Source organism: Bradyrhizobium sp. SZCCHNRI3052, assembly GCF_032484895.1.
Classification (GTDB): Bacteria; Pseudomonadota; Alphaproteobacteria; order Rhizobiales; family Xanthobacteraceae; genus Bradyrhizobium.
In genome coordinates, this window is sequence record NZ_JAUETW010000004.1 from 71,287 (window position 1) to 92,486 (window position 21,200).

The 21,200-nt window shown below is 66.1% G+C and carries 20 protein-coding genes; 5 read left to right on the forward strand and 15 right to left on the reverse strand.

The window, feature by feature from the left end:
• Nucleotides 1–3: 3 nt before the first annotated feature.
• Entirely contained in the window at nucleotides 4–624 is a 621-nt protein-coding gene (locus tag QW887_RS13940; RefSeq protein WP_315715058.1) for a hypothetical protein, read from the forward strand.
• A 431-nt stretch (nucleotides 625–1,055) separates the two neighbouring features.
• Nucleotides 1,056–1,562 (forward strand): hypothetical protein, encoded by a 507-nt coding sequence (locus QW887_RS13945; RefSeq protein ID WP_315715057.1) that lies wholly within the window; start codon nucleotides 1,056–1,058, stop codon nucleotides 1,560–1,562.
• Nucleotides 1,563–1,575: 13 nt separating this feature from the next.
• On the opposite strand, the gene QW887_RS13950 is transcribed toward QW887_RS13945, so the two are convergent.
• The 4 genes from QW887_RS13950 to QW887_RS13965 all read right to left on the reverse strand — a co-directional run bounded on the left by QW887_RS13950 (nucleotide 1,576) and on the right by QW887_RS13965 (nucleotide 5,053).
• Nucleotides 1,576–2,772, reverse strand: a complete 1,197-nt coding sequence (locus tag QW887_RS13950) for an acyl-CoA dehydrogenase family protein (protein WP_315715056.1) — start codon at nucleotides 2,770–2,772, stop codon at nucleotides 1,576–1,578.
• A gap of 95 nt (nucleotides 2,773–2,867) precedes the next feature.
• On the reverse strand, nucleotides 2,868–3,881 hold the full coding sequence (locus tag QW887_RS13955; protein WP_315715055.1) for a formamidase: 1,014 nt from the start codon (nucleotides 3,879–3,881) through the stop codon (nucleotides 2,868–2,870).
• Nucleotides 3,882–4,014: 133 nt separating this feature from the next.
• Nucleotides 4,015–4,578 (reverse strand): TetR/AcrR family transcriptional regulator, encoded by a 564-nt coding sequence (locus QW887_RS13960; protein ID WP_315715054.1) that lies wholly within the window; start codon nucleotides 4,576–4,578, stop codon nucleotides 4,015–4,017.
• A gap of 13 nt (nucleotides 4,579–4,591) precedes the next feature.
• Nucleotides 4,592–5,053 (reverse strand): nuclear transport factor 2 family protein, encoded by a 462-nt coding sequence (locus QW887_RS13965; RefSeq protein WP_315715053.1) that lies wholly within the window; start codon nucleotides 5,051–5,053, stop codon nucleotides 4,592–4,594.
• Nucleotides 5,054–5,337: 284 nt separating this feature from the next.
• On the opposite strand from QW887_RS13965, the gene QW887_RS13970 reads away from it, so the two are divergent.
• Both QW887_RS13970 and QW887_RS13975 read left to right on the forward strand, forming a co-directional pair.
• Nucleotides 5,338–6,927 carry an ATP-binding protein gene (locus QW887_RS13970; RefSeq protein ID WP_315715052.1) on the forward strand — a complete coding sequence of 530 codons (1,590 nt, stop codon included), beginning with the start codon at nucleotides 5,338–5,340 and terminating at the stop codon, nucleotides 6,925–6,927.
• Between the two features lie 90 nt (nucleotides 6,928–7,017).
• A complete protein-coding gene (locus QW887_RS13975; protein WP_315715051.1) occupies nucleotides 7,018–7,578 on the forward strand; it encodes a hypothetical protein in 561 nt (186 codons plus the stop codon).
• Between the two features lie 27 nt (nucleotides 7,579–7,605).
• Here the strand turns inward: QW887_RS13975 and QW887_RS13980 are convergent, their stop codons facing one another.
• Together QW887_RS13980 and QW887_RS13985 are read right to left on the reverse strand one after the other, a co-directional pair.
• Nucleotides 7,606–8,967, reverse strand: a complete 1,362-nt coding sequence (locus QW887_RS13980; RefSeq protein WP_315715050.1) for a UDP-N-acetylglucosamine-peptide N-acetylglucosaminyltransferase — start codon at nucleotides 8,965–8,967, stop codon at nucleotides 7,606–7,608.
• Nucleotides 8,968–9,119: 152 nt separating this feature from the next.
• Nucleotides 9,120–9,389: a hypothetical protein gene (locus QW887_RS13985; protein WP_315715049.1), complete on the reverse strand. Its 270-nt coding sequence runs from the start codon at nucleotides 9,387–9,389 to the stop codon at nucleotides 9,120–9,122.
• Nucleotides 9,390–9,720: 331 nt separating this feature from the next.
• Here QW887_RS13985 and QW887_RS13990 point away from each other — a divergent pair, with 331 nt between their 5' ends.
• Nucleotides 9,721–10,542: a porin family protein gene (locus tag QW887_RS13990; protein ID WP_315715048.1), complete on the forward strand. Its 822-nt coding sequence runs from the start codon at nucleotides 9,721–9,723 to the stop codon at nucleotides 10,540–10,542.
• 81 nt (nucleotides 10,543–10,623) lie between these two features.
• Here QW887_RS13990 and QW887_RS13995 read toward each other — a convergent pair whose 3' ends face one another.
• The 9 genes from QW887_RS13995 to QW887_RS14035 form a co-directional block, all read right to left on the reverse strand.
• Entirely contained in the window at nucleotides 10,624–11,748 is a 1,125-nt protein-coding gene (locus QW887_RS13995; protein ID WP_315715047.1) for an ABC transporter permease, read from the reverse strand.
• A 3-nt stretch (nucleotides 11,749–11,751) separates the two neighbouring features.
• Nucleotides 11,752–14,499, reverse strand: a complete 2,748-nt coding sequence (gene rbbA, locus QW887_RS14000; protein WP_315715417.1) for a ribosome-associated ATPase/putative transporter RbbA — start codon at nucleotides 14,497–14,499, stop codon at nucleotides 11,752–11,754.
• A gap of 8 nt (nucleotides 14,500–14,507) precedes the next feature.
• Nucleotides 14,508–15,608, reverse strand: a complete 1,101-nt coding sequence (locus tag QW887_RS14005; protein WP_315715046.1) for an HlyD family secretion protein — start codon at nucleotides 15,606–15,608, stop codon at nucleotides 14,508–14,510.
• A 152-nt stretch (nucleotides 15,609–15,760) separates the two neighbouring features.
• Nucleotides 15,761–17,707, reverse strand: a complete 1,947-nt coding sequence (locus QW887_RS14010) for a tetratricopeptide repeat protein (RefSeq protein ID WP_316194631.1) — start codon at nucleotides 17,705–17,707, stop codon at nucleotides 15,761–15,763.
• A 69-nt stretch (nucleotides 17,708–17,776) separates the two neighbouring features.
• Nucleotides 17,777–18,520: a di-trans,poly-cis-decaprenylcistransferase gene (locus QW887_RS14015; RefSeq protein ID WP_315715044.1), complete on the reverse strand. Its 744-nt coding sequence runs from the start codon at nucleotides 18,518–18,520 to the stop codon at nucleotides 17,777–17,779.
• A gap of 36 nt (nucleotides 18,521–18,556) precedes the next feature.
• On the reverse strand, nucleotides 18,557–18,937 hold the full coding sequence (locus QW887_RS14020; RefSeq protein WP_315715043.1) for a transcriptional regulator: 381 nt from the start codon (nucleotides 18,935–18,937) through the stop codon (nucleotides 18,557–18,559).
• Nucleotides 18,924–19,541, reverse strand: a complete 618-nt coding sequence (locus QW887_RS14025; protein WP_315715042.1) for a hypothetical protein — start codon at nucleotides 19,539–19,541, stop codon at nucleotides 18,924–18,926. The genes QW887_RS14020 and QW887_RS14025 overlap by 14 nt, the downstream gene beginning before the upstream one ends.
• Nucleotides 19,542–19,685: 144 nt before the next feature.
• Complete coding sequence (locus tag QW887_RS14030) at nucleotides 19,686–19,979, reverse strand: DUF3551 domain-containing protein (protein WP_315715041.1); 294 nt, start codon at nucleotides 19,977–19,979, stop codon at nucleotides 19,686–19,688.
• A 208-nt stretch (nucleotides 19,980–20,187) separates the two neighbouring features.
• Nucleotides 20,188–21,162 (reverse strand): tripartite tricarboxylate transporter substrate binding protein, encoded by a 975-nt coding sequence (locus QW887_RS14035; RefSeq protein WP_316166327.1) that lies wholly within the window; start codon nucleotides 21,160–21,162, stop codon nucleotides 20,188–20,190.
• Nucleotides 21,163–21,200 lie beyond the last annotated feature (38 nt).

The following is a 21,200-nucleotide window of genomic DNA, read 5'->3' on the forward strand; positions in this document are numbered from 1 at the left end:
AACATGGCACCGATCAGAAGCGGCCTCGCCATCGCCCTCGCGGTGCTGGCTGCAGGCTGCGCTGTGGACCGGACGGCACCGCCACCGCAGCTCGTAGGTGAGACCGTTCATTACGTCTACGATGTACCTGCAGGACGCTGTTCTGCGGCGAGTTCCGGCGTCGAACACTTCGTGGCCGCGACGGCGAATGGCCGCCCTGAAAGCGTCCGTGCCTGGATCGAAGGACCGCCGGGGCCATGCACGGCGGCGATCGAGCATTCCATCATCCGAGCCGGCGTGGATCGCTCCCGCGTCAGGCACGACGTTGCCTCGGCAATGCACCACGCGACGCGTGTACACATCGATCGCCTGCTCATCAGCTCCGTTCGCTGCCATCTGTCGGATGGCTTCAATCGCGGCATCTTCGCCGACAATGCTGCCGATCCGGCCCTCGGCTGCAGCACGGCTGCGGCCTTTGGCGGCATGGTTGCGGATCCGGAGGATCTTCAAGCCGGAAAAGGACGTAGCCGCGCGGAAGGGGAACCGGCCACCCGCGCGGTCGCGAATTTGCGCGGGGAGCAACCAACCCGTGCCGAACCAACCGGCGAGGACCACCCGCAGACCACGGCTCATCCCGCGCAATGATTGTTCAAGCCGGAGAGCTCAGCCAGTCGCCATTCCGACCTGGAGAAACTTCAGCGTCGCACGTTGCTCAAGGATAAAGCGGAAGCGATGGTGCCGTTGATCCGCAGATTTCTTGATCGCAAGCCCTCGGAGAGCTCTAATATTTTCCTGCGAAAGAGGTCGGGGGCGAAGTATCCAGAGGAGGTACGCCTCCGACTTCCACTTGAAGACGCGGTCGGGTTCGAGACAGCGGATCTCGACGTCGCAGCGTCACGGCGCGCTGGCTCAGCTATCAAGTTGTACGTGTTGGATTACGCGGCTAAGTCGCTCTCTCCCTCGGTCTCTTCGAGTTCGCTGCACGAAGACGTCGCTCCCCCCCCAAAGGACTCTTTTTCGAGCCTGTCCGCGGCGACATTGATGACATCGGCTTTTGCAGCGGCCTGGATCGGGCTTTGGCGCAGCGACCGCCGCGCCAGGAGATCGTCCCTTACGATCACATGTGTTCGGACCGCTTCTTCTCTTTCCGGCCGGACGAGAGCGGCAGCTCACTGGGCAGCGTCGAGGTGAAGGAGGCACTGGTCTACGATCAGTACATGCGCGGCGACATCGACTTCACGGGCTTCAGGGTGACCATCTCGCTACGAGAGCAGGCCTGCCAAGCCTATCTGAGTCACGTCGGCATGCGGCAACCTGAGCTGCGCGATCGCGAGTCCTGGGATGGCCGCCTTCTCTTCCGCATCCCCTCGCGTCCTTTCGCGTTTCCCATGCCGCGCGGAAACTCCGATCCGTGGACGTTCGGAAAACGGGTGGTCGCCCCATTGCAGGTGATCGCCCGGTTCGCCTTCGACGAGATCGAAATCCAACTGCTGCGTGACGACCGAGGCCGCCGCGTGACCATGGGCGAGGCTGCGTGCGACAGAGATCCCGGCTGGCAGGCGCCCTTGCGTCTGCGGGCCTGACGCGCAGCGCGCCTCAGCCGCGCACCACGCCGGCCCGCGACTTCAGGAACTCGCGCGCGACGATCAGCTTCTGCACTTCGGTCGCGCCTTCATAGATGCGCAGCGCGCGGATCTCGCGGTAGAGGCTCTCCACGATCTCACCCTTGCGGACGCCGCGGCCGCCGAACATCTGCACGGCACGGTCGATGACGCGCTGGGCGGTCTCGGTGGCCGTGAGCTTGGCCATCGCGGCCTCGCGCGTGGTCGGCAGCTTCTGCACGTCGCGGCGCCAGGCCGCGCGGTAGGTCAGGAGCGCGGCGGCATCGGTCTCGGTCGCCATCTCGCCGAACGCCGCCTGCGTCATCTGCAAGTCCGACAACGTGGCGCCGAACATCTTGCGGCTCTGCGCATGCGCCTGCGCCTCGTCGAGCGCGCGACGGCCGAAGCCGAGGGCGGCGGCCGCCACCGAGGCGCGGAAGATGTCGAGCGTCTGCATCGCCAGCTTGAAGCCGCCGCCGGGCGCGCCGAGCCGGCGGTTGGCCGGGATGCGGCAATTCTGCAGGCGGAGCGTCGCCAGGGGATGCGGTGCGATCACCTCGATGCGCTCGGCCACGGAGAACCCCGGATCGTCGGGAAACACGACGAAGGCGGAGATGCCGCGCGCGCCGGGCGCCTCGCCGGTGCGGGCGAACAGCGTGTAGACGTCGGCGATGCCGCCGTTGGAAATCCAGGTCTTCTCGCCATCGAGCACGTAAGTATCGCCGTCCAGCCGCGCCGCGCAGGCCATCGCGGCGACATCGGAGCCCGCCTCCTTCTCCGACAGCGCGAAGGCCGCGAGCCATTCGCCGGCGCGCACCTTGGGCAGCACACTGGCGCGCAGCTCCGGCGAGCCGCCGAGCGCGATGGCGCCGGAGCCCAGTCCCTGCATGGCGAAGGCGAAATCGGCCAAACCGTCGGCATAAGCGAGCGTCTCGCGCGACAGGCAGATCGCGCGTGAGTCGATCGCGCCGGCATCCGCGTCGGGCGCCACGACGGCGCTGTCGAGCAAGCCTGCGGCACCAAGCGCGCGAACGATCTTGCGGCAGGCGGTGTCGACATCGCCGTGATCGACGTCGTCGAGAACGCCCGAGCCGACGAAGCGGTCGAGCTGGTCGCACAGAGCGCGGTGACGCGACTCGAAGAACGGCCAGTCGAGCCAGTCGCGGGGGATCACCTTCGCCGAAACACTCATGACAAGACCTGTCCGCCAATTATTTTAAGTATAAAATAATTGGCGGAGGATCGATCTGTCAAGCTTGCGGCGGCCGGGCGCGCCGCCGCATTCGCTCACTCCGCCGCCCTGCCGAGCTTGCCGAAGGCGCGTGTCGGGGCCGGGAAGCCGCAGGAGGTGCCGTCGGTGACCTTGACCTGGTCCTCCCACGGCAGCCGGTAGGTGCCGGCGACCATGTCGTGCATGAAGGTGTAGGGACAATCCATCGCGCCGCCTTTCACCGCGACATAGCCGCGGTGCCAGAGCTGGTAGATGTTGTTCTCGACGCCCCAGTTGATGCGAGCCTCGCGCACGAGATCGGGGCGCACCTCGGCGGTGATGATCTCGTCGGCGCGCCCCGTCGTGCCGTGCGCGATGATGCTGCCGTCGAAATTGACGATCATGCCCTCGCCCATCGAATCGAACGAGCCGTCGGAGCCGCACATGCAGACATTGGCCGTCACCATCAGGTTCTGGAACGCATTGGCCTGATTGGTGAAGCGCCAGCTGTCGCGGATCGGCGCGGTGTAGCCGGCGGTGCGGATCATGATTTCGGCGCCCTTGTAGGCGCATTCCCGCGCCATCTCCGGGAACATGCCGTCATGGCAGATGATGAGCGCGATCTTGGCGCCGCGCGGTCCCTCGATCACGGGTATGCCGAGATCGCCGGGCTCCCACGGCTCGACCGGAATCCACGGATGCAGCTTCCGGTAATACAGCTTGATGTCGCCGCGGTCGTCGATGATCAGACCCGAATTGTAGGGGTTGCCGTCGGGGTTGTGCTCCATGATCGAGAAGCAGCCCCAGATCTTGTTGTCGATGCAGGCCTGCCTGAACGCGGCGACCTCCGGCCCGTCGAGCCGGCACATGATCTCGGGATTGGTGTCCATCGACAGCCCGTGTAGCGAGTATTCCGGGAACACCACGAGATCCATGGTGCCGAGATTCCGCCGGGCCTTGCCGACCATCCAGACGATCTTCTCGGTCTGCCGCGCGAGGTCGTCCTTGGTCACAACGACCGGCAGCTGCAGCTGCACCAGGCCGATGACCACGCCGTTGTCGGATTTATTGAGACCGCCTAACCCGTTCATGCCGGACCTCCCTGGATGTCGCCACTGCTCGAGACGTTGCTCGAGACAACCACGATTTCACGAGAGCCGCGCGCCGATATTTCAGCCCGCCATTTGCCGCTTGCTGAGGCAGCGGTCGCCGGCGTTTCGAGAGTCAGACGACGGATGATCGTTGCAGGCGCGCTTGGAACCGCGTCAGCGCGCGGCCGAAAACGGCCGCCTCACCGGTTGCGCGCGCCAGCACCAGTGCACCCTGGATGCCGAGCACCACCTCCTCGGCGCCGTCGGCGGCCTGTGCCGCCGGCCAGCCGTCGCGGATCAGCGCATCGCGCAAGGCCTCGATCCAGCGTGTGAAGTAGCTGGCGATGGCGGCGGCGAAGCGATCCCGCGTCTCGTCGAGCGCGAACGCCCCGACGAGGCAGACGCGTCGGCCGGAACGGAAGTAGTCGTCGACGCCACGCCACATCCGCGCGATCGACTGCTCCGGCGGATCATCGCGCAGCGGCGCATAGATCTCGCGCTCGAACCAGGCGTCGACATGCGCCAGCACCGCCCGCCCCATCTCGTCCTTCCCGCCTGGAAAGAAGTGATAGAGGCTGCCTTTGCCCAATCCCGTCATCTCGGTGATCCGGCTGAGCGAGGTGCCCTCGAAGCCGAACTCGCGGAACACCTCGGCAATCAGCGGGATGACGTCGGCGCGCTCGTTGAGCGTCCGCATGGCTCTCCCTGCGTCAAAGTCCCAAGTCGGTCAGTCCGGGATGATCGTCCGGCCGGCGCCCGAGAGGCCAGTGGAATTTGCGATCGACCGCCTTGATCGGCAGGTCATTGATGCAGGCGTAACGGCGCTGCATCAGCCCCTGCGCGTCGAACTCCCAGTTCTCGTTGCCGTAGGAGCGAAACCAGTTGCCGCTGTCGTCGTGCCACTCATAGGCGAAGCGCACCGCGATCCGGTCATCGCTGTGGGCCCAGATCTCCTTGATCAGGCGGTAGTCGAGCTCCTTGGCCCATTTGCGGGAGAGGAAGGCGACGATCTCGGCGCGGCCGGTGATGAACTCGGCCCGATTCCGCCACCGGCTGTCGGGGGTGTAGACCAGCGACACGCGCTCGGGGTCGCGGCTGTTCCAGCCATCCTCGGCCATGCGCACCTTCTGGGTGGCTGTCTGCAGCGTGAACGGCGGGGCGAGAGAGCTCACGGGACATCTCCTTGTGTACTGTACTGTATAGTATAGACTATACCGATCGGTACACATCGTCAAGCCTCAGATGTCGAGCGGAGCTCCAGGCACAGGCTCGGCCGTGCGCAATCCGCGTCGACGCGCGAGGGCCTACTATCCCTGCGGTGCCCCTCTACCAAATGTGCGCGTCGCGACAGTCAGGACCCTTGTGTGCTCAACGGAAATTCGATGATCTGCTAAGGGAACCGACCGCGCCGCGGGGGCGACACGGTCCGTCGGCCACACTTTTGGGGATATCGGACATGTCGATGCTCACGCCGCATGGCGAGTGCCTGCTGTGGACACCTGAGCTGATCTGGGTGAACACGGTGTCCGACATCCTCATCTCCTTCGCCTTCTTCACCATCGCGTTCGTGCTCGCCTTCATCGTCTATCGCCGCCGCGACTTTCAGTTCAGCTACATCTTCTGGGCCTTCGCGCTGTGGGTGTCCGTCTGCGGGCTGACACGGCTGATCGAGGTGCTCACGATCTGGGTTCCGGCCTACAGCCTGGAGGCGGCCACCAAGGGCTTCCTGGCCTTCCTGTCGGTCGGCATCGCCGCCGCGCTGTTGCTGCTGCTGCCGCGGGTGCTGACGATGCCGTCCCGCGCCGAGCTGCGGAACGCCTATGCGCAACTCGAGGAGGAGACGCGGCAGCGGCGCAGTGCGGAAGCCATGGTCCGGCGGTTCCAGGAGATCGAGGCCACGGAGGCGCAGGTGCGGCAGGCGCAGAAGATGGAGGCGATCGGCCAGCTCACCGGCGGCGTCGCCCACGACTTCAACAACATCCTCACCGTGATCACCGGCACCATCGAGATCCTGGCCGAGGCGGTCAAGGACCGGCCGCAGCTGGTGCAGATCACCAGCCTGATCAACTCGGCGGCGGCGCGCGGCGCCGACCTGACGAAGCACCTGTTGGCGTTCGCCCGCCGCCAGCCGCTGCAGCCGCGCAGCGTCGACATCAACGGCATGGTGGTCGACACCGCGCGCCTGCTGCGCCGGACGCTCGGCGAGCAGATCGAGATCGAATCCATGCTGGCGCACGATTCGGCGCCGGCGATGATCGACCCCAGCCAGCTGTCGACCGCGATCCTGAACCTCGCGCTCAACGCGCGCGATGCCATGCCGAACGGCGGCAAGCTCACGCTGGAAACCAAGAACGTGCTGCTCGACGCCGCCTATGCGCGCATGAACCCGGAGGTGATCCCCGGCAACTACGTGATGATCGCGGTCAGCGACACCGGCGAGGGCATTCCCGCCAACCTGCTCGACAAGGTGTTCGAGCCGTTCTTCACCACCAAGGACGTCGGCAAGGGCGTCGGCCTCGGCCTCAGCATGGTCTACGGCTTCGTCAAGCAGTCCAACGGTCACATCAAGATCTACAGCGAGCCGGGGCACGGAACCTCGGTCAAGCTGTACCTGCCGCAGGCCAATGCCGATGCCGATGCGGCACTGTCGACCATCGGCGCCGAGGGCATGGAGCGCGGCGACGAGACGATCCTGATCGTCGAGGACGATTCGCTGGTGCGCGAATATGTCATCGCCCAGATCAAGCGGCTCGGTTACACGACGCTCGCGGCTAGCAAGGCCGACGAGGCGCTGGCGCTGATCGACAGCGCGACGCGGATCGATCTTTTGTTCACCGACATCATCATGCCCGGCGGAATGAACGGCCGCCAGCTCGCGATCGAGGCGCTGAAGCGGCGTCCCAGCCTCAAGGTGCTGTACACGTCGGGCTATACGGAGAACGCGATCGTTCACCACGGCCGCCTCGATGCCGGTGTGCTGCTGCTCACCAAGCCGTATCAGAGCGCCGATCTCGCACGCATGCTGCGGACCGCCCTGAACTCTTGACCGTGCGATGCGCGACGCATGATCCGGCCTGCAGGCGCGCGCGTTTCCGGGCCGGTGATGCGCACCTTCTTGCGGAGCTGAGGGACTTGAATGGCTGAGATGTTTTCACGCGGGCTGGCCGCCGTGCAGGCCTATGCGTCGGCCGATGACCCGCAGTCCGACATCGCCGCCAAGGTCGCGCTGATCATCGTCTCCAACCAGCCGTTCTATCCGCTCTATCTCCATGCCATCGTGGGCGCGGCGGCGTGGCCGGCCTGGCTGACGCTGCTCACGACGCCATTGTTCGCCAGCGTGCCGATGCTCGCGCGGCGCAATCCGTTCGCCGGCCGCGCCTTGATGGTCCTGACCGGCACGGCCAACACGGTGTTCTCCGTCAAGCTGTTCGGCGCGCAGAGCGGCGTCGAGCTGTTCCTGCTGCCTTGCGCCCTGCTCGGCGCGCTGCTGTTCAGGCCAGCGGAGCGCCTGATGTCGTTGCCTTTGTTGGGACTGCCATTCGTGTCCTATCTGCTGATCGATGCCCGCCTTGGCGCGCCGCTGATGAAGGTCGCCAACTCCAATTACGGGTCGCCCGTCGCAATCAACGCGACCAGCGTCGGCGCGCTGACGGCCCTGATCGGGATCCTCGCTGCCGGACGCATGGCGACGCAGTAAGGCGCAGCAAGCCCGCCTCGTCCCTGCTCAAGACTTCGACGCCCAGATCGGCCCTGGCGCGCCGCCGCTGCTGCGGCGGTGCCACATCTGGTCGTAGAGATCCTGCAGCGACCGGGCATAGGCGGCAGCGTCGAACAGCGGCGCGGCCGGCCGGTTGCGCCAGAGCCTGGCCTTGGCCGCCCGCAGCAGATCCGGCTCGGCGGCGAGCGTCAGCGCCACCGCCAGATAGTCGGCCTCGTCCGATGCAATGAGCTCGGGACATCCGACCGCATGTAACAGGCTGCCAGCCACCCGCGAGGCAAACGTATCCCCGGCGCAGCTCACGATCGGCACGCCGGCCCACAGCGCGTCGCTCGCCGTGGTGTGGGCGCCATAGGGCGCGGTGTCGAGCACGAGATCGGCGAGCTGGAGCCGGCGCAGATGCTCGCCTTGCGTCGTTTCCGGCGCGAACACCAGGCGACCGGGCGCCACGCCGCGCCGAAGCGCCTCGCCGCGCAGATTGCCCTCGGCCCGATCGGACGCCAGCAGCCACAGCACGCTGTCCGGCGTCGCGTCGAGCAGGCGGCACCACAGGTCGAACACCGCGGGCGTGAACTTGTAGGCCTGGTTGAAGCAGCAGAACACGATGCCGGCGTCCGGCAGGCCGACCTCCGCACGGGTCGGCGCCGCGCCCAGCGCCGCCCGGCCGTGCGGCTGGTACGAATGCGGCATGTAGGCAAAACTCTCCGAATAATCGCCCGCAACGGCCAGCGGCGTCATGAACGGATCGGTGATGATGTAGTCGCAGATGTCGCCGCCCAGCGTCCCGGGATAGCCGAGGAAATTCACCTGGACCGGCGCCGGATGCAGCATCAGGATGCCGGTCCGGGCGCCGCGCGTATAGCCCTTGAGGTCAACCAGAATATCGATCTGCGCGGCATGCACCGCGGCCGCAGCGGCGCTGTCGCTCTGCGCGGTCACATCATGGAAGCCGTCGAAGACGGCGTGCAGCCGGCCCCGCATGGCGCCGCGATCGTCGGCGCCGAACGAGAACGCATGCAGCTCGCAGCGATCGCGGTCATGCGCCTCGAGCGCTTCGATCAGCAGATGCGCCGTGGCGTGGTCGTGGAAGTCGTTTGAAAGGTATCCGACACGAAGCTTGTCGCGGAATGTCAGATCGAAGCGAAAATCCAGCCGCGCCCGCTCGGCGCTGCTGGCGGCGATCCGGTCGCGGGTCCACAGCTCGGAGCAAAGGCGATGCTCGCCGGCGCTCATGCCGGGCACCGATAGCAGCAGGAATGGCGGAATTTGCCCCGATCGCGCCTGCGCCAGCGACAGCCGGGCATCGGTCGACGACCGGGCGAAATCGTCCCAGGCACACATGCCGCGGTCGCGCCCGAGCGATCTCATTCAGGTCCATCCATGGCGGAGCTGACATCAGACCCAGCAAGTCCTGCGCCAGACCCCGGCCTGCGGATGAAATGGAGACGCGCTGTGACAACTCCCTCACTGTCGCTCGGGCGCCGATCGCGCCGCAGGAATGACGCGCTGTGCCCGAAGAACTACGCGGCCGCCATCTGCCGGTGCGACGGCCGGTAGGAGCCCCCGTGATGGCCGATATTGTAGTTGATGTTCGCCGGCGGTTGCGACGGTGCCTGGCGAGCGACGAAATAATCCTCGAGCTCGGCGACCGCACGGCTTTCCCATTCGGCCGCCTGCGCCAGCAGCGAGTCACGCTGATGTGGGCGAAATGCCGCAGTCTGGCGGTACAAGGAGGCGATGGTCCGATAGCGCCGCACGTTCTCGAGAACCGCTTCCCCATTCATCATCATGATGCTCTCCCCTCTCCGTCCCCCAGGACGCGCCGAAGGTGCACGCGCCCGATTTGCGAAATCGTTAGCGGGCAAGACCGCGTGCCCGGATGGTTGGCGAATCCTTGACTAACGCGGTGCGGCCGATTGTCCGCTTCGTCGAAACGGCTCGGTATCAGTTGACCGCCTCGTCGGATTTACAATGACTTAAGGTTAAGACCACACGCGCGGAAAGTGACGTCGTCACAGATACTTACGCTCACGAGTGTTGTAGTTGAACTACAGCCTAATCGGCCGAATTGTGAGAAAAGCTTGTCTCAATGTTGCTGATTTTGATTGAGGATTGTGACCGATGAAAACCCTTGCCTCAGCCGTCTCTTTGCTCCTCGCCAGCTCGCTCGGCGCATTCGCCGCGGATCTGCCGGCCCGCTACACCAAGGCTCCCCCTCCGGTCGCGATCTACAACTGGACCGGCTTCTACTTCGGCGGCAGCGTCGGCTACGGCTGGGGCCGGTCGAACTTGAACACGACGCTGGACCAGACCAGCAGCTGGGCGGTCGAGGGCGCCGCCTTCCAGAATGAGTTCGTCAACATCAGCAACAACCGGCTCAATCCGGCCGGCGTGCTCGGCGGTCTCCAGGCCGGCTACAACTGGCAGAGCGGCGCCGGCGTCTTCGGCATCGAGGCCGACATCAACGGATCGGACCTCAACAAGCGGACTGTCTACACGGCGGCCAACCCGCCCACGACCCGCACCTTCAACGAGAGCATCCGGAACGACTGGTTCATGACCCTGCGCGGCCGCGCCGGTTACGCGGTCGATACGACGCTGTTCTACGTCACTGGCGGTCTCGCGGTCGGCAATGTCAAGGGCAGCTGGGATCTGACCTCGGCAAACGGCTACACCAAGACCGCCTCGGCCAACGAGACCCGGGTCGGCTGGACCGTCGGCGCGGGTGTCGAGCATGCGTTCGCACCGAACTGGACCGTCAAGGCAGAGTATCTCTACACCGACCTCGGCAGCATCAACTACACCTCGGCCTACGTCCCGGGCAGCACCTTCGCCCCGCCCGGCTCGAACTACGTCGAGCGCCTGTCCCAGGACTTCTCATTCCACACGGTCCGGGTCGGCGTGAACTACAAGTTTGGCGGCCCGGCGGCCGCGCGCTACTGATCGTCGTCATCCATAGCGACGCCATTCAAGGAAAAGCCTCGGCCCAGTGCCGAGGCTTTTTTGTTGGGGTCGATGGCGGGCTCAGGCCGCCGCGATCGCCGCCCGGAAGCGGCGCAAGGTCAACGCCAGGACCACCGCGCCGATCGCGGCCACCGCTGCGAATTGCGGCCAGACGACATCGATGCCGGCGCCGCGATAGAGGATCGACTGGGCGAACGACACGAAATGCGTCGACGGCGATGCCTTCATGATGGTGGCGAGCCACACCGGCTGGCTTTCCACCGGCGTCATCCCGCCCGACAACAGGTTCATCGGCACGGCGACGAGGATATAGAGCAGACCGAGCTGGGGCATCGACCGCGCGATGGTGCCGAGAAACAGCCCGACGGCGGTCGCGAAGAACAGATACAGCACGGTGCCCACCATGAACAGCGGGATCGAGCCCATGATGGGCACGCGCAGATACCACCGCACGACGGCGTAGAGCGCGATGGCGACGGCGACCGCGATCACCAGCGCATTGGCCCAGATCTTCGACATCGCGATCTCGAAGGGCGACAGCGGCATGACCAGCAGATGATCCATGGTGCCATGTTCGCGCTCACGCACCAGCGCCGCGCCGGCCAGGATGATCGCGAGCATGGTGACGCTGTTGATGATGCCCATCACGCCTTCGAACCAGGCCGTCGTGACGTTGGGATTGAACGCGATCCGCGTCACCAGGTTGACCGGGGCGGACGAGGATGTCTCGGAGCGGGCGACGAACCAGGCGACCTCCGTATTGATGATCTGCAGCGCATAGCCGGATCCGATTCCCGCCTGGATCATCGCGGTCGCATCGACGTTCACCTGCACCGACGGCTTGCGCCCGGCAAGGACGTCACGCTGGAAATTCGGCGGGATGTCGAGCACGAACGTGAAGCGGCCGCTGTTCATGAGCCGCTCCACCTCGCCTTGGCTGATGTAGACAGGCGGCTGGAAGTAAGGCAGCTGGAATACGCTGGCGATCCGGCGCGACAGCTCGGAGCTGTCCTCGTCGACGACGGCGATCGAGGCGCGATGCAGCTCCTGCGAACTGCTCTGCGCCTGGCTGATCACCGCCACGGTGAACGAATAGATCACGAGCCCGATCAGCACGACGTCGCCGAACAGGCTACGCAGCTCCTTGGTTCCGAGCCAGAACACGTTGGAGAGCGAGCGCATCATGGCTCACGCCTCCTGCTTCGGCAGCATCGCCAGGCTGAACCCGGTCAGGACGGGAATGAAGATCAAAAGGATCAGGATGTCGGCGCCGACATCGGCAAAGCCCAGCCCCTTGGTGAAGGTGCCGACCGCGATCGGGCGGTAGTACGTCATCGGGAAGACCATGCCGATCAGCTTGGCCACGCCGGACAGCGACGACACCGGGACCAGCATGCCCGAGAATTGCGTGGCCGGCAGCACGGTCAGGATCGCGGTCCCGAACAGGGCCGCGATCTGGGTGCGGCAGAAGGTCGAGATCAGCATGCCGAAGCCGGTCGTGGTGACGACGTAGACCAAGGTGCCGACCATCAGCGGCAGAAAGGCGCCCTTGAGCGGGACTCGGAACAGGACCATCGCCATCACGTACATCAGCGCGAAATTCACCAGCGCGACGGCGATGTAAGGCAGCTGCTTGCCAAGCAGGAATTCGAGCCGCGTCACCGGCGTGACATAGAGATTGGTGATCGACCCCAGCTCCTTCTCGCGCACGACCGCGAGCGCCATCAGGATGGCCGGAAACAGCGCGAGCAGCAGTGCGATCGTGCTTGGGGCCATCGCGTAGATGCTGTCGAAGGACTGGTTGTACTTGAACCTGATCTCGACATTGACCGGCGAGGCCGGCAACGGCTGCGTCGTCTTGACGGCGGGATCGGAGAGATAGAGCTGATGCGTGCCTTCGAGGTAGCCTCGGATGGTCTCGGCGCGGAACGGCATCGCGCCGTCGATCCAGGCCGACACGAAGGCCGGCCGGCCGCGCTTGATGTCGACACCGAAGTTCGGCGGGATCTCGATCGAGGCCTTGATGTCGCCGCTCTTCATCCGCCGTTCGAGCTCGGCATAGTTGGCGAGCGGTGGCCTTTCGACGAAATAGCGCGAGCCTCTGAGCTCCGACAGATAGGCGCGACTCTCTGGCGACTGATCGCGGTCGAGCGCGGCGAAGGTCAGGTTGTTGACGTCCGTGGAGATGCCGAAGCCGATCACGATCATCAGGAACGCCGTTCCGAACAGCGCGAACATCAGCCGGATCGGGTCACGGATCAGCTCGAGACCTTCGCGGATCGTATAGGCGAGCAGCCGCCGCGGGCTGACGGCGGCCTGCCGTTGCTCGTCCCGCGGCCGATCGGCGGGGCGTGGATAGGGTCGCGCCTGGGTCAGCGTGACCGGCGGATCGGCGACGCCGGCATCCTGCTCGAGGAAGGCGATGAACGCCTGCTCCAGCGTCTGCGCGCCCTTGGCGCGGATCAGGCCGTCCGGCGTGTCGGTCGCCAGCACCCGCCCCTCATGCATCAGCGACAGCCGGTCGCAACGCGCCGCCTCGTTCATGAAATGCGTCGAGACGAAGATCGTCATCTCATCTTGACGCGAAAGTTCGATCAGCAGGCGCCAGAACTGATTGCGCGCGACCGGATCGACGCCCGACGTCGGCTCGTCCAGGATCAGCAGATCGGGTCCGTGGACGATCGCCACCGCGAGCGACAGGCGCTGGCGGATGCCGAGGGGAAGATCGGCCGCGAGGCTGTCGATATGGTCGGTGAGGTCGCAGCGCTCGACCAGTTCGGCAATCCGCTTCCCGGCAGCGGCCAGCGGCAGATGGAACAGCCGCGCATGCAGCACCAGGTTCTGCCGCACGGTGAGCTCGCCATACAGCGAGAACGCCTGCGACATGTAGCCGACGCGGCTGCGCGATTCATGATTGCCGGCCTCCATGGAGCGGCCGAAGATCAGCGCCTCGCCGGCGCTGGGAGGCAGCAGCCCCGTCAGCATCTTCATCGTCGTGGTCTTGCCGCAGCCGTTGGAGCCGACGAAGCCGAAGATCTCGCCCTTGCGGATCTGGAAGTTCACGCCGTCGACCGCGGTGAAATCGCCGAAGCGGCAGGTCAGGTCGCGCGCGACGATCACGGTCTCGTGGCTGCCGTCGAGCTCGGACTTGGCCGGCATCTCGGCGCGGTCGCGCGCCGGCCGGTCGGGCAGCAGCGCGACGAACGCGTCCTCGATCGACGCCGCGTGGGTCTGCGCCTTGAGCTCCGTCGGCGTGCCGGTCGCGAGGATGCGCCCGTCGTTCATCGCGATCAGCCAGTCGAAACGCTCCGCCTCCTCCATATAGGCGGTGGCGACGATGACGCTCATGCCCGCCGCGCTGCGCGCGCGCAGACGGTCGATCAGGTCCCAGAACTGCCGGCGCGACAGCGGATCGACGCCGGTGGTCGGCTCGTCGAGGATGAGCAGATCGGGATCATGGATCAGCGAGCAGCACAGGCCGAGCTTCTGCTTCATGCCGCCGGACAGCTTTTTTGCCGGCCGGTCGGCGAAATCGGACAGCGCCGTCGCCGCCATCAGCTCGGCGATGCGCCAGTCGCGCTCGGACCTCGACTGGCCGAACAGCCGGGCAAAGAACGCGATGTTCTCGCGCACGCTGAGATCAGGATAGAGATTCTTGCCGAGACCCTGCGGCATGTAGGCGATCCGCGGACACACCTGCGTGCGGGCGCGCCGGTCCGTCATGTCGGCCCCGAGCACGCGCGCCTGCCCGTCCTGGATCGCGCGCGCGCCGGCCAGGATCGACAGCAGCGACGACTTGCCGACGCCATCGGGACCGATGAGCCCGACCACGCGGCCGGCGGGAATGTCGATCGAGACGTTGTCGAGCGCGATCACGCCGCGATAGCGCTGCGAGACGTTCCTGACCATCGCGACCGGAGACGCATCGCCGATCATGTCGGCCATCATGGCGAGACTTGCAGACGCGCCGGCCATGCGACGTCGGGATTCCACCTGACATACGCCACGCCCGGCAATCCGCTCCTCACGGCATCGGCATGCGCAGCCAGTCTGTCCGGATCGACTCGTACACGGATGCGAAACATCAGCTTGTCACGCTCGCTGCGGGTCTCGACCGTCTTCGGCGTGAACTGCGCCTGGCTCGCCACGAACGCAACTTTCGCCGGGATCGGACGATCCGGATAGGCATCGAGCACGATCCGCGCTTCGGTGCCGATCTTGACCTTGCCGACCTCCTCGGTCGGCAGGAACACGTCCATGTAGACATAGCCGATGTCCAGCATGGTGAAGACCTTGCCGCCGGCGGCGAGAACTTCGCCGACATTGGCGAGACGATATTGAATGCGGCCGGGCTTCGGCGCGATCAAGGAATTGTCGGCGATCTGAACGGTGTAGAGCGCGACGTCGTGACGAACCGCTTCGAGCCCGCGTTCGGCTTCGAAAATCCGCGCCTGCGCGCCGGCAAGGCCGGCGGTCGCATTGTCGAGCGCCTGCTGGCGCTGATCGGCCAGCTCGCGTGTGGTCCAGCCGCTCTGCAGCAGGCTGCGGGTGCGCTCCATCTCCTGCTCGGCGAGCGTCTTCTGCGCCTGCAGTTGCGCGAGATTGGCACGGGCCTGGTCGACGACGTGCTGCGCCTGCTCGGCCTGGGCTTGCGCCTTCGACAGCGATTGCTGCAGCTCCTTCGTGTCCATCCGCGCCACGATCTGCCCGGCCTCGACGCGATCGCCGATATCGGCGCGCAGCTCGGCAACGCGCCCGGCATATTTGGTCGCGATGTCGATCTCGTCAGCCTCGATGCGGCCGTTGCTGACGCTGATGCCCACCGGCAGCGGCGGATGCAGGCGCTGCCACCAGACGTAGCCGCCACCACCGGCTGCCCCGACGGCGAGCACGAGCAGCAGAAACGGCCACAACGCCCACCTGCGCCGCGGCTGATGGGACACGGGAACAGGCACCGCCGACGAGGGAACGACAGCGCCGGGCGCAGCATGCGCATCCCGAACAGGCCGGATGTCACTGACAAGCTCGGATTCCTGCTGATTCATTCCAAAAACGCCTTCGTCGCTGAAGCAGGCGTACCGTGTGCCATACGCACGCAGAAATCCGTTGACGCAGCTCAATCGCCATCGGGCGGCACGTGCCGGCGGCTCAGCCAGCCGATCACGTTTCAGTTATGGCGTCGTTGATGCTCAAACGTTCAGCACACGCTGACCGTCGCGAGCTGTGCGGCGAGCGCCTCGCGCACGCGCGCGACGACGTCGGCATAGTCACGTCGCGCGTCCTGGCGGAACAGCCGCACGCTCGGATACCAGGGACTGTCGTCACGGCCGAGCAGCCAGCGATAGTCCGGCGTGAAGGGCAGCAAGATCCAGGTCGGCTTGCCCAGCGCGCCGGCCAGATGCGCCACGCTGGTATCGACGGTGATGACCAGGTCGAGATTGTCGATCAGCGCCGCCGTATCGACGAAGTCACGGATGTCAGCGGTGAGATCGAGAATGTCGTCGCGCGCGGCGAGCGCGGCCTTGTCGGACGGCCGAGGCTCCTTCTGCAGACTAACGAACCGCGCGCCGGTCTCGAGCAGCGGCGCGAGCGTCGGCAACGGAATCGAACGGTTGTGATCGTTGAGATGCGCGGGGTTGCCCGACCAGACCAGGCCCACCCGCAAGCGGTCATGCGGACCGAGTCGCTGTTCCCAGATCGCCCGGCGCGCCTCGGGAGGGCGCGGCAGATAGCACGGCGCAACAGGGATGGTGTCGAGCCGGGTGGCGAAGGCGAGCGGCAGGCTCGACAGCGGGCAGTGATAGTCGATGGCAGGCAGCGCATCGATGCCGCGGGCAAGGCACTGCGCCACGCCGTCCAGGCCGGACAGAAGCGGCTGCAGCGGCGCGTCCACCTCGAACACGACGCGCGCGCCCTGCGCGGCCACCAGGGCGGCGTAGCGCGAAAACTGGATCGTGTCGCCGAGCCCCTCGTCGCTATGGAGCAGGATCGTCTTGCCGGCGAGGGGCGCGTCCGCAAGCCACAGCGGCGCCTCGAAGCTGCGCTCGACGAAGCCGACGGCGCGACATTTTCGTCCCCATTCGCGCGCCGCCCAGCCACGGGCGAAGTCGCCGGTCAACAGCCGGAACAGCGCCGCGTTCCAATGCGCATCGGCCAGATCAGGCTTCAGCGCGACGGCGCGATCGAAGCTTTCGAACGCCTCTGCAAAGCGATGCAGCTCGGCCAGCGACGTGCCGCGATGATTGTGGAAATCCGCGGTCTGCGGCCGGAGCGCGATCGCCTTGTCGAACATGGCGACGGCGTCATCGTGACGGCCGAGGTTCTGCAGGATGCATCCATAGCCATTGGCGAAGTCGGGATTGTCGGGCGCCAGCACCTGCGCGCGATGGCCGAGAGTCTCGGCTTCCTGGTAGCGGCGCAGCCGCCGCAGCGCGATGCCGTTCAGGTACAGCACACCCGCCTGATCCGGCATCACTGCCAGCGACTGCCCGAAGCGCGAGATGGCCTGCTCGTAATGGCCGGCATCGAAATGAAGCGCTCCGGCCTTGTTGGCCGCCTCGACGTGATCTGGCTTGAGCTGCGCCACCTGATCGAAGGCCAGCGCCGCCTCGTCACGCCGGCCCTGGGCTTCGAGCACCTCGCCGAGACGAAACCAGGTCGCAGCACGATCGGGCGCGAGCTGCAGCAGCCGGTCACAGGCCAGCGCCGCCTCGGCGTGTCGCTGCCTCAGTTGCAGCAGTTCGCCAAGCGCATCCCAGCTCTCGATCGCGTCCGGCTGCAGCTGCAGCGCGCGATCATAGGCCTTGATCGCTTCATCGACGCGGCCGGAGCCCCGCAGCGCCTGCGCCAAGCCGACGAAGGACTCCGCTGCGGACATGTCCTGCCGAACGGCGCGGGCAAACCACTCGATCGCATCATCGACGCGCTTGAGCGCCAGGCAGACCTGTCCCATCGCACGCAGCGCGTCGAGCGAGGCCGCGTCCAGCGTCAGCGCGCGGCGGCACGCATCCTCGGCCTGCGCGAGCCGGCCGGCGCGCAGCAGCCGCAGCGCGGCGGCGCACAGCGCATCGGGCGTATCGGTGTGGCCCATCGATCCGGATCTGACCGGAGGCTTGCCGGCAGGCCGGCGCTGCTTGTGCTTCATCAGGGGATCTCTGCGCTCGTGCTGCAAGCGGTAGATGATTCCCCGATGTGCGGAAAGATTGGGCCGTCGTCAGGCGACCGGTGCCGGCGCCAGCGGCACCGCCTCGAGTCCTCCGAAGCGGCGCTCGCGGCTGCGGAACGAGGCGAGCGCCTGCGCGAGATCTGCGGCATCGAAATCGGGCCACATCCGCTGGGTGAAATGCAGCTCGGCATAGGCGCCTTCCCAGAGCAGGAAATCGGACAGGCGCTGCTCGCCGGAGGTGCGGATGATCAGATCGACGTCGCGCAAGCCGGCTTCGCCGGTCACGAGGTCGGAGAACGCCGCACGCGTCAGGCCGTCGATTTCGCGGGCCTTCGCCGCGGCCTCGAGGATCGCGTCGCGCGCCGAATAGTCGACGGCGATGCGCAGATGCAGGGTGCTGCCGTCGCGGGTTGCCGCCTCGGCCCGGCCGATCGCGTCGGCGATGCCGCCGGGCAACCGGTCGCGACGGCCGATCACGGTGAGGCGGACGCCGTTGCGTACCAGCGACTCCACCTCGCTGGCGAGATAGACCCGCAACAGCGCCATCAAGGCGGCGACCTCGGCACGTGGGCGTCGCCAATTGTCGCTGGAGAACGCATACAGCGTCAGCGTCCCAATGCCCTGGTCGGGCGCGGCTTCGACGACGCGCCGGATCGCCTCGACCCCCGCCTCGTGCCCGCGCAGCCGCGACAGGCCCTTGCGCGTCGCCCAGCGGCCGTTCCCGTCCATGATGATGCCGACATGCAGGCCATCCACCACAGCAGGCGATTTAGGTTGCAGACTACTTTGCATTGCAAAGCTCCAGGTCGAAAAAGTGCGATGCGCGATTCAGATGCGGCCCGGGATCAGGCCGACCGACGATGGCGTATGTTCCTTGCCGGCAGCCGCCGCGGCGTCGCGGACGAGGCGCTCGAGCACGGCGAGATAATCGAGGAAGCGGCGGCGTCCCGCCTTGGTCAGCCGGCAGGTGGTATGTGGGCGATTGCCCTCATAGCCCTTGGTGACCTCGACGAGACCGGCTTCCTGCAACACCTGCAGATGGCGGGACAGATTGCCGTCCGTCAGCCCGCAGAGCTGCTTGAGGTCGGCAAAAGCGAGACCCTTCGGGTGCGCCATCAGCGAGGTGAGCAGGCCGAGCCGTGCCTTCTCGTGGATGACGCGATCGAGGCCGTCATAGGAGAACGGCGCGCTGCCGTCAGTCTTCGACATCGGACTCTCCGGTCGCAAAATACAGAATGCCCGCCATCAGCCCCTGTCCGATCGCGAACGGAAGCCCCATCGTCCATGGCGACAGCGCATGCGTGGCGCTGCCGACCAGCAGCACGGCGAAGCCGGCCATGAAATAGAACGCCCCGGCAAGCGCCACCGTGCGTGGCAGCGAGCGCACCGACGCGAACACGCCGAGCGACATCAGGATCTGCCACAGGCCCGGCAGCATCCACAGCGCCTCCGGCGCGAACTTCCACAGCAGCACCGCGAGCAGGACGCCAGCGATGCCCGCTGGCAGGAACTGCTCGACCGCCTGATGAATCATCGCGTCCGCAAGGCCGGAATGATGCCGGCGCGACCGCGCCCGCATCTCGAACCAGATCATCGTCAGCGACACGCAGGCTGCCGCCGCCCATCCGAGCAGGAACGTCCACGCGTCGGCCGTCGGGTCGCGCAGAAACAGCTGCTGAAGCAGCGCAGTGACCAGCGCTACGGCCGAGGTCGCGGCCATCGTCGCCGGCCCGTAGCCGCGAAATGCCGTGCCCGCCGCAAGCTGGCTGCGGATCGCGATGATGTCCGCCAGCGCCTTATCGAGGTCGCGCATGTCTCACCTGAGGCCCGGAACGGCTCGTTTAACTTTGCAATACAAAGTATATACGAACGCAAAGTCGATGCAAGCCCGCGCGATTCCGGAAGCGCGCCTGCGTCAGCCGCTTGGCCGCGCGTGCCGACCCGCTCCGTAGAGGCGTCAGTAATACTGATAGCGGTGCACGCGGCGCGGCGGCGGCATGTCGACATAGACCGAGGGGCCGCGGCGGGCAGGATCGAACGCGACGCGCGGATTGATGCCACAGCCTGCATTGCGCCCGGAGGCACTCGCCCGGCATTGCTCGAAGGTCTGATAGGAGCAGTCGCCGGGGTAACCGACGCCTCGGCCCTGCACACACCAGGGATAGTCGTAACCGCCTGCGGAGGCCGGCGCGATACCGCCACCAAGTGCAACGCCGACGAGGCCGGCTGCCATCATCATAACCTTGCGCATGATCTGTTCCTCTTTTGGCCGGAGGGTTGCACCACACCGGCATGGTCAAAAAACGACAAATCGGCGGAACGGATCACCAACCAAGGCCGTGACGTGTCGCATGCGCGGCACGTCACCTTCAGCCCTCGACGCCCGTCTCGCGGGCCGGCGCCTCATCGAAGACCCGTCGCGGCACGCGGCCCAGCGATTGCGGCGTCGCCAGGTCGACTCATTCGACCTTCAGGCCGGCGAACTCGACGACCTTCTTCCACTTCTCGGTCTCGGCGGCGATCTGGGCGCCGAACTGCTCCGGCGACTGGATCAGCGGCTCGCCGCCGAGATCGACCAGACGGGCCTTGATCTCGGGCTCGGCCAGGATGGTGTTGACCTGCTTGTTGAGCTTCTCGACGATCTCCTTTGGCGTGTTCTTCGGCGCGCCGATGCCGAACAGCGCGCTCGCCTCGTAACCGGGTACGGTCTCGGCGACGGCCTGGACGTCCGGCAATTGCGGCGAACGCTGCTGCGTGGTGACGCCGAGCGCTCGCAACGAGCCGGAGCGGATGTGCTGGATGATGGAGGGCATGTTGTCGAAGATGACCTGCACCTGGCCGCCGAGCATGTCGGTGATCGCGGGCGCCGCGCCGCGATAGGGCACGTGTTGCATCTTGGTTCCGGTCATCGCCATGAACATCTCACCCGACAGATGCACCGAGGTGCCGTTGCCGGACGAGGCCATGTTCACCTTGCCGGGGTTTGCCTTGAGATAGGCGATGAACTCGGCGACGTTCTTGGCCTCGATGTCCTTGTTGACGGTCATCACGTTGGGGACGCGGTTGAACGAGGCCACCGGCGCGATGTCGCGGACGAAGTTGAACTTGAGATTGGTGTAGAGGCTCGCATTGATGTAGTTGGCCGGATTGACCAGCAGCACGGTGTAGCCGTCGGCCGCCGCGTTCACGACGGCATCGGTGCCGATATTGTTGCCGGCCCCCGGCTTGTTCTCGACGATGAACTGCTGACCGAGCGTCTCGGACAGCCGCTGGCCGATCAGCCGCGCTAGGATGTCGGTCGCGCCGCCCGGAGGATAACCCACCACGAAGCGGACGGGACGGGTGGGATAGTCGGCCGCGGACGCCTTGCGAACGCCAGCGATGGACGGGACGGCGGAGGCGATCAGACCAAGCGCGGTACGACGTGAAATCATGCGTTTCCTCAGGCATTATCGTTGAGCGGCGGTTAACG

Excerpts from the sequence above, each read along its gene's own strand:
- QW887_RS13995 (WP_315715047.1), bottom strand. The coding sequence starts at position 11,748 with ATGATGCGCTCGCTCTCCAACGTGTTCTGGCTCGGAACCAAGGAGCTG.
- QW887_RS13970 (WP_315715052.1), top strand. The coding sequence starts at position 5,338 with ATGTCGATGCTCACGCCGCATGGCGAGTGCCTGCTGTGGACACCTGAG.
- QW887_RS13950 (WP_315715056.1), bottom strand. The coding sequence starts at position 2,772 with ATGAGTGTTTCGGCGAAGGTGATCCCCCGCGACTGGCTCGACTGGCCG.
- QW887_RS14025 (WP_315715042.1), bottom strand. The coding sequence starts at position 19,541 with ATGCGCGACCTCGATAAGGCGCTGGCGGACATCATCGCGATCCGCAGC.
- QW887_RS14020 (WP_315715043.1), bottom strand. The coding sequence starts at position 18,937 with ATGTCGAAGACTGACGGCAGCGCGCCGTTCTCCTATGACGGCCTCGAT.
- QW887_RS13960 (WP_315715054.1), bottom strand. The coding sequence starts at position 4,578 with ATGCGGACGCTCAACGAGCGCGCCGACGTCATCCCGCTGATTGCCGAG.
- QW887_RS13940 (WP_315715058.1), top strand. The coding sequence starts at position 4 with ATGGCACCGATCAGAAGCGGCCTCGCCATCGCCCTCGCGGTGCTGGCT.
- QW887_RS13980 (WP_315715050.1), bottom strand. The coding sequence starts at position 8,967 with ATGAGATCGCTCGGGCGCGACCGCGGCATGTGTGCCTGGGACGATTTC.
- QW887_RS13985 (WP_315715049.1), bottom strand. The coding sequence starts at position 9,389 with ATGATGATGAATGGGGAAGCGGTTCTCGAGAACGTGCGGCGCTATCGG.
- QW887_RS14015 (WP_315715044.1), bottom strand. The coding sequence starts at position 18,520 with ATGCAAAGTAGTCTGCAACCTAAATCGCCTGCTGTGGTGGATGGCCTG.
- rbbA (WP_315715417.1), bottom strand. The coding sequence starts at position 14,499 with ATGATCGGCGATGCGTCTCCGGTCGCGATGGTCAGGAACGTCTCGCAG.
- QW887_RS13955 (WP_315715055.1), bottom strand. The coding sequence starts at position 3,881 with ATGAACGGGTTAGGCGGTCTCAATAAATCCGACAACGGCGTGGTCATC.
- QW887_RS13990 (WP_315715048.1), top strand. The coding sequence starts at position 9,721 with ATGAAAACCCTTGCCTCAGCCGTCTCTTTGCTCCTCGCCAGCTCGCTC.
- QW887_RS14035 (WP_316166327.1), bottom strand. The coding sequence starts at position 21,162 with ATGATTTCACGTCGTACCGCGCTTGGTCTGATCGCCTCCGCCGTCCCG.
- QW887_RS14010 (WP_316194631.1), bottom strand. The coding sequence starts at position 17,707 with ATGAAGCACAAGCAGCGCCGGCCTGCCGGCAAGCCTCCGGTCAGATCC.
- QW887_RS14030 (WP_315715041.1), bottom strand. The coding sequence starts at position 19,979 with ATGCGCAAGGTTATGATGATGGCAGCCGGCCTCGTCGGCGTTGCACTT.
- QW887_RS13975 (WP_315715051.1), top strand. The coding sequence starts at position 7,018 with ATGGCTGAGATGTTTTCACGCGGGCTGGCCGCCGTGCAGGCCTATGCG.
- QW887_RS14005 (WP_315715046.1), bottom strand. The coding sequence starts at position 15,608 with ATGAATCAGCAGGAATCCGAGCTTGTCAGTGACATCCGGCCTGTTCGG.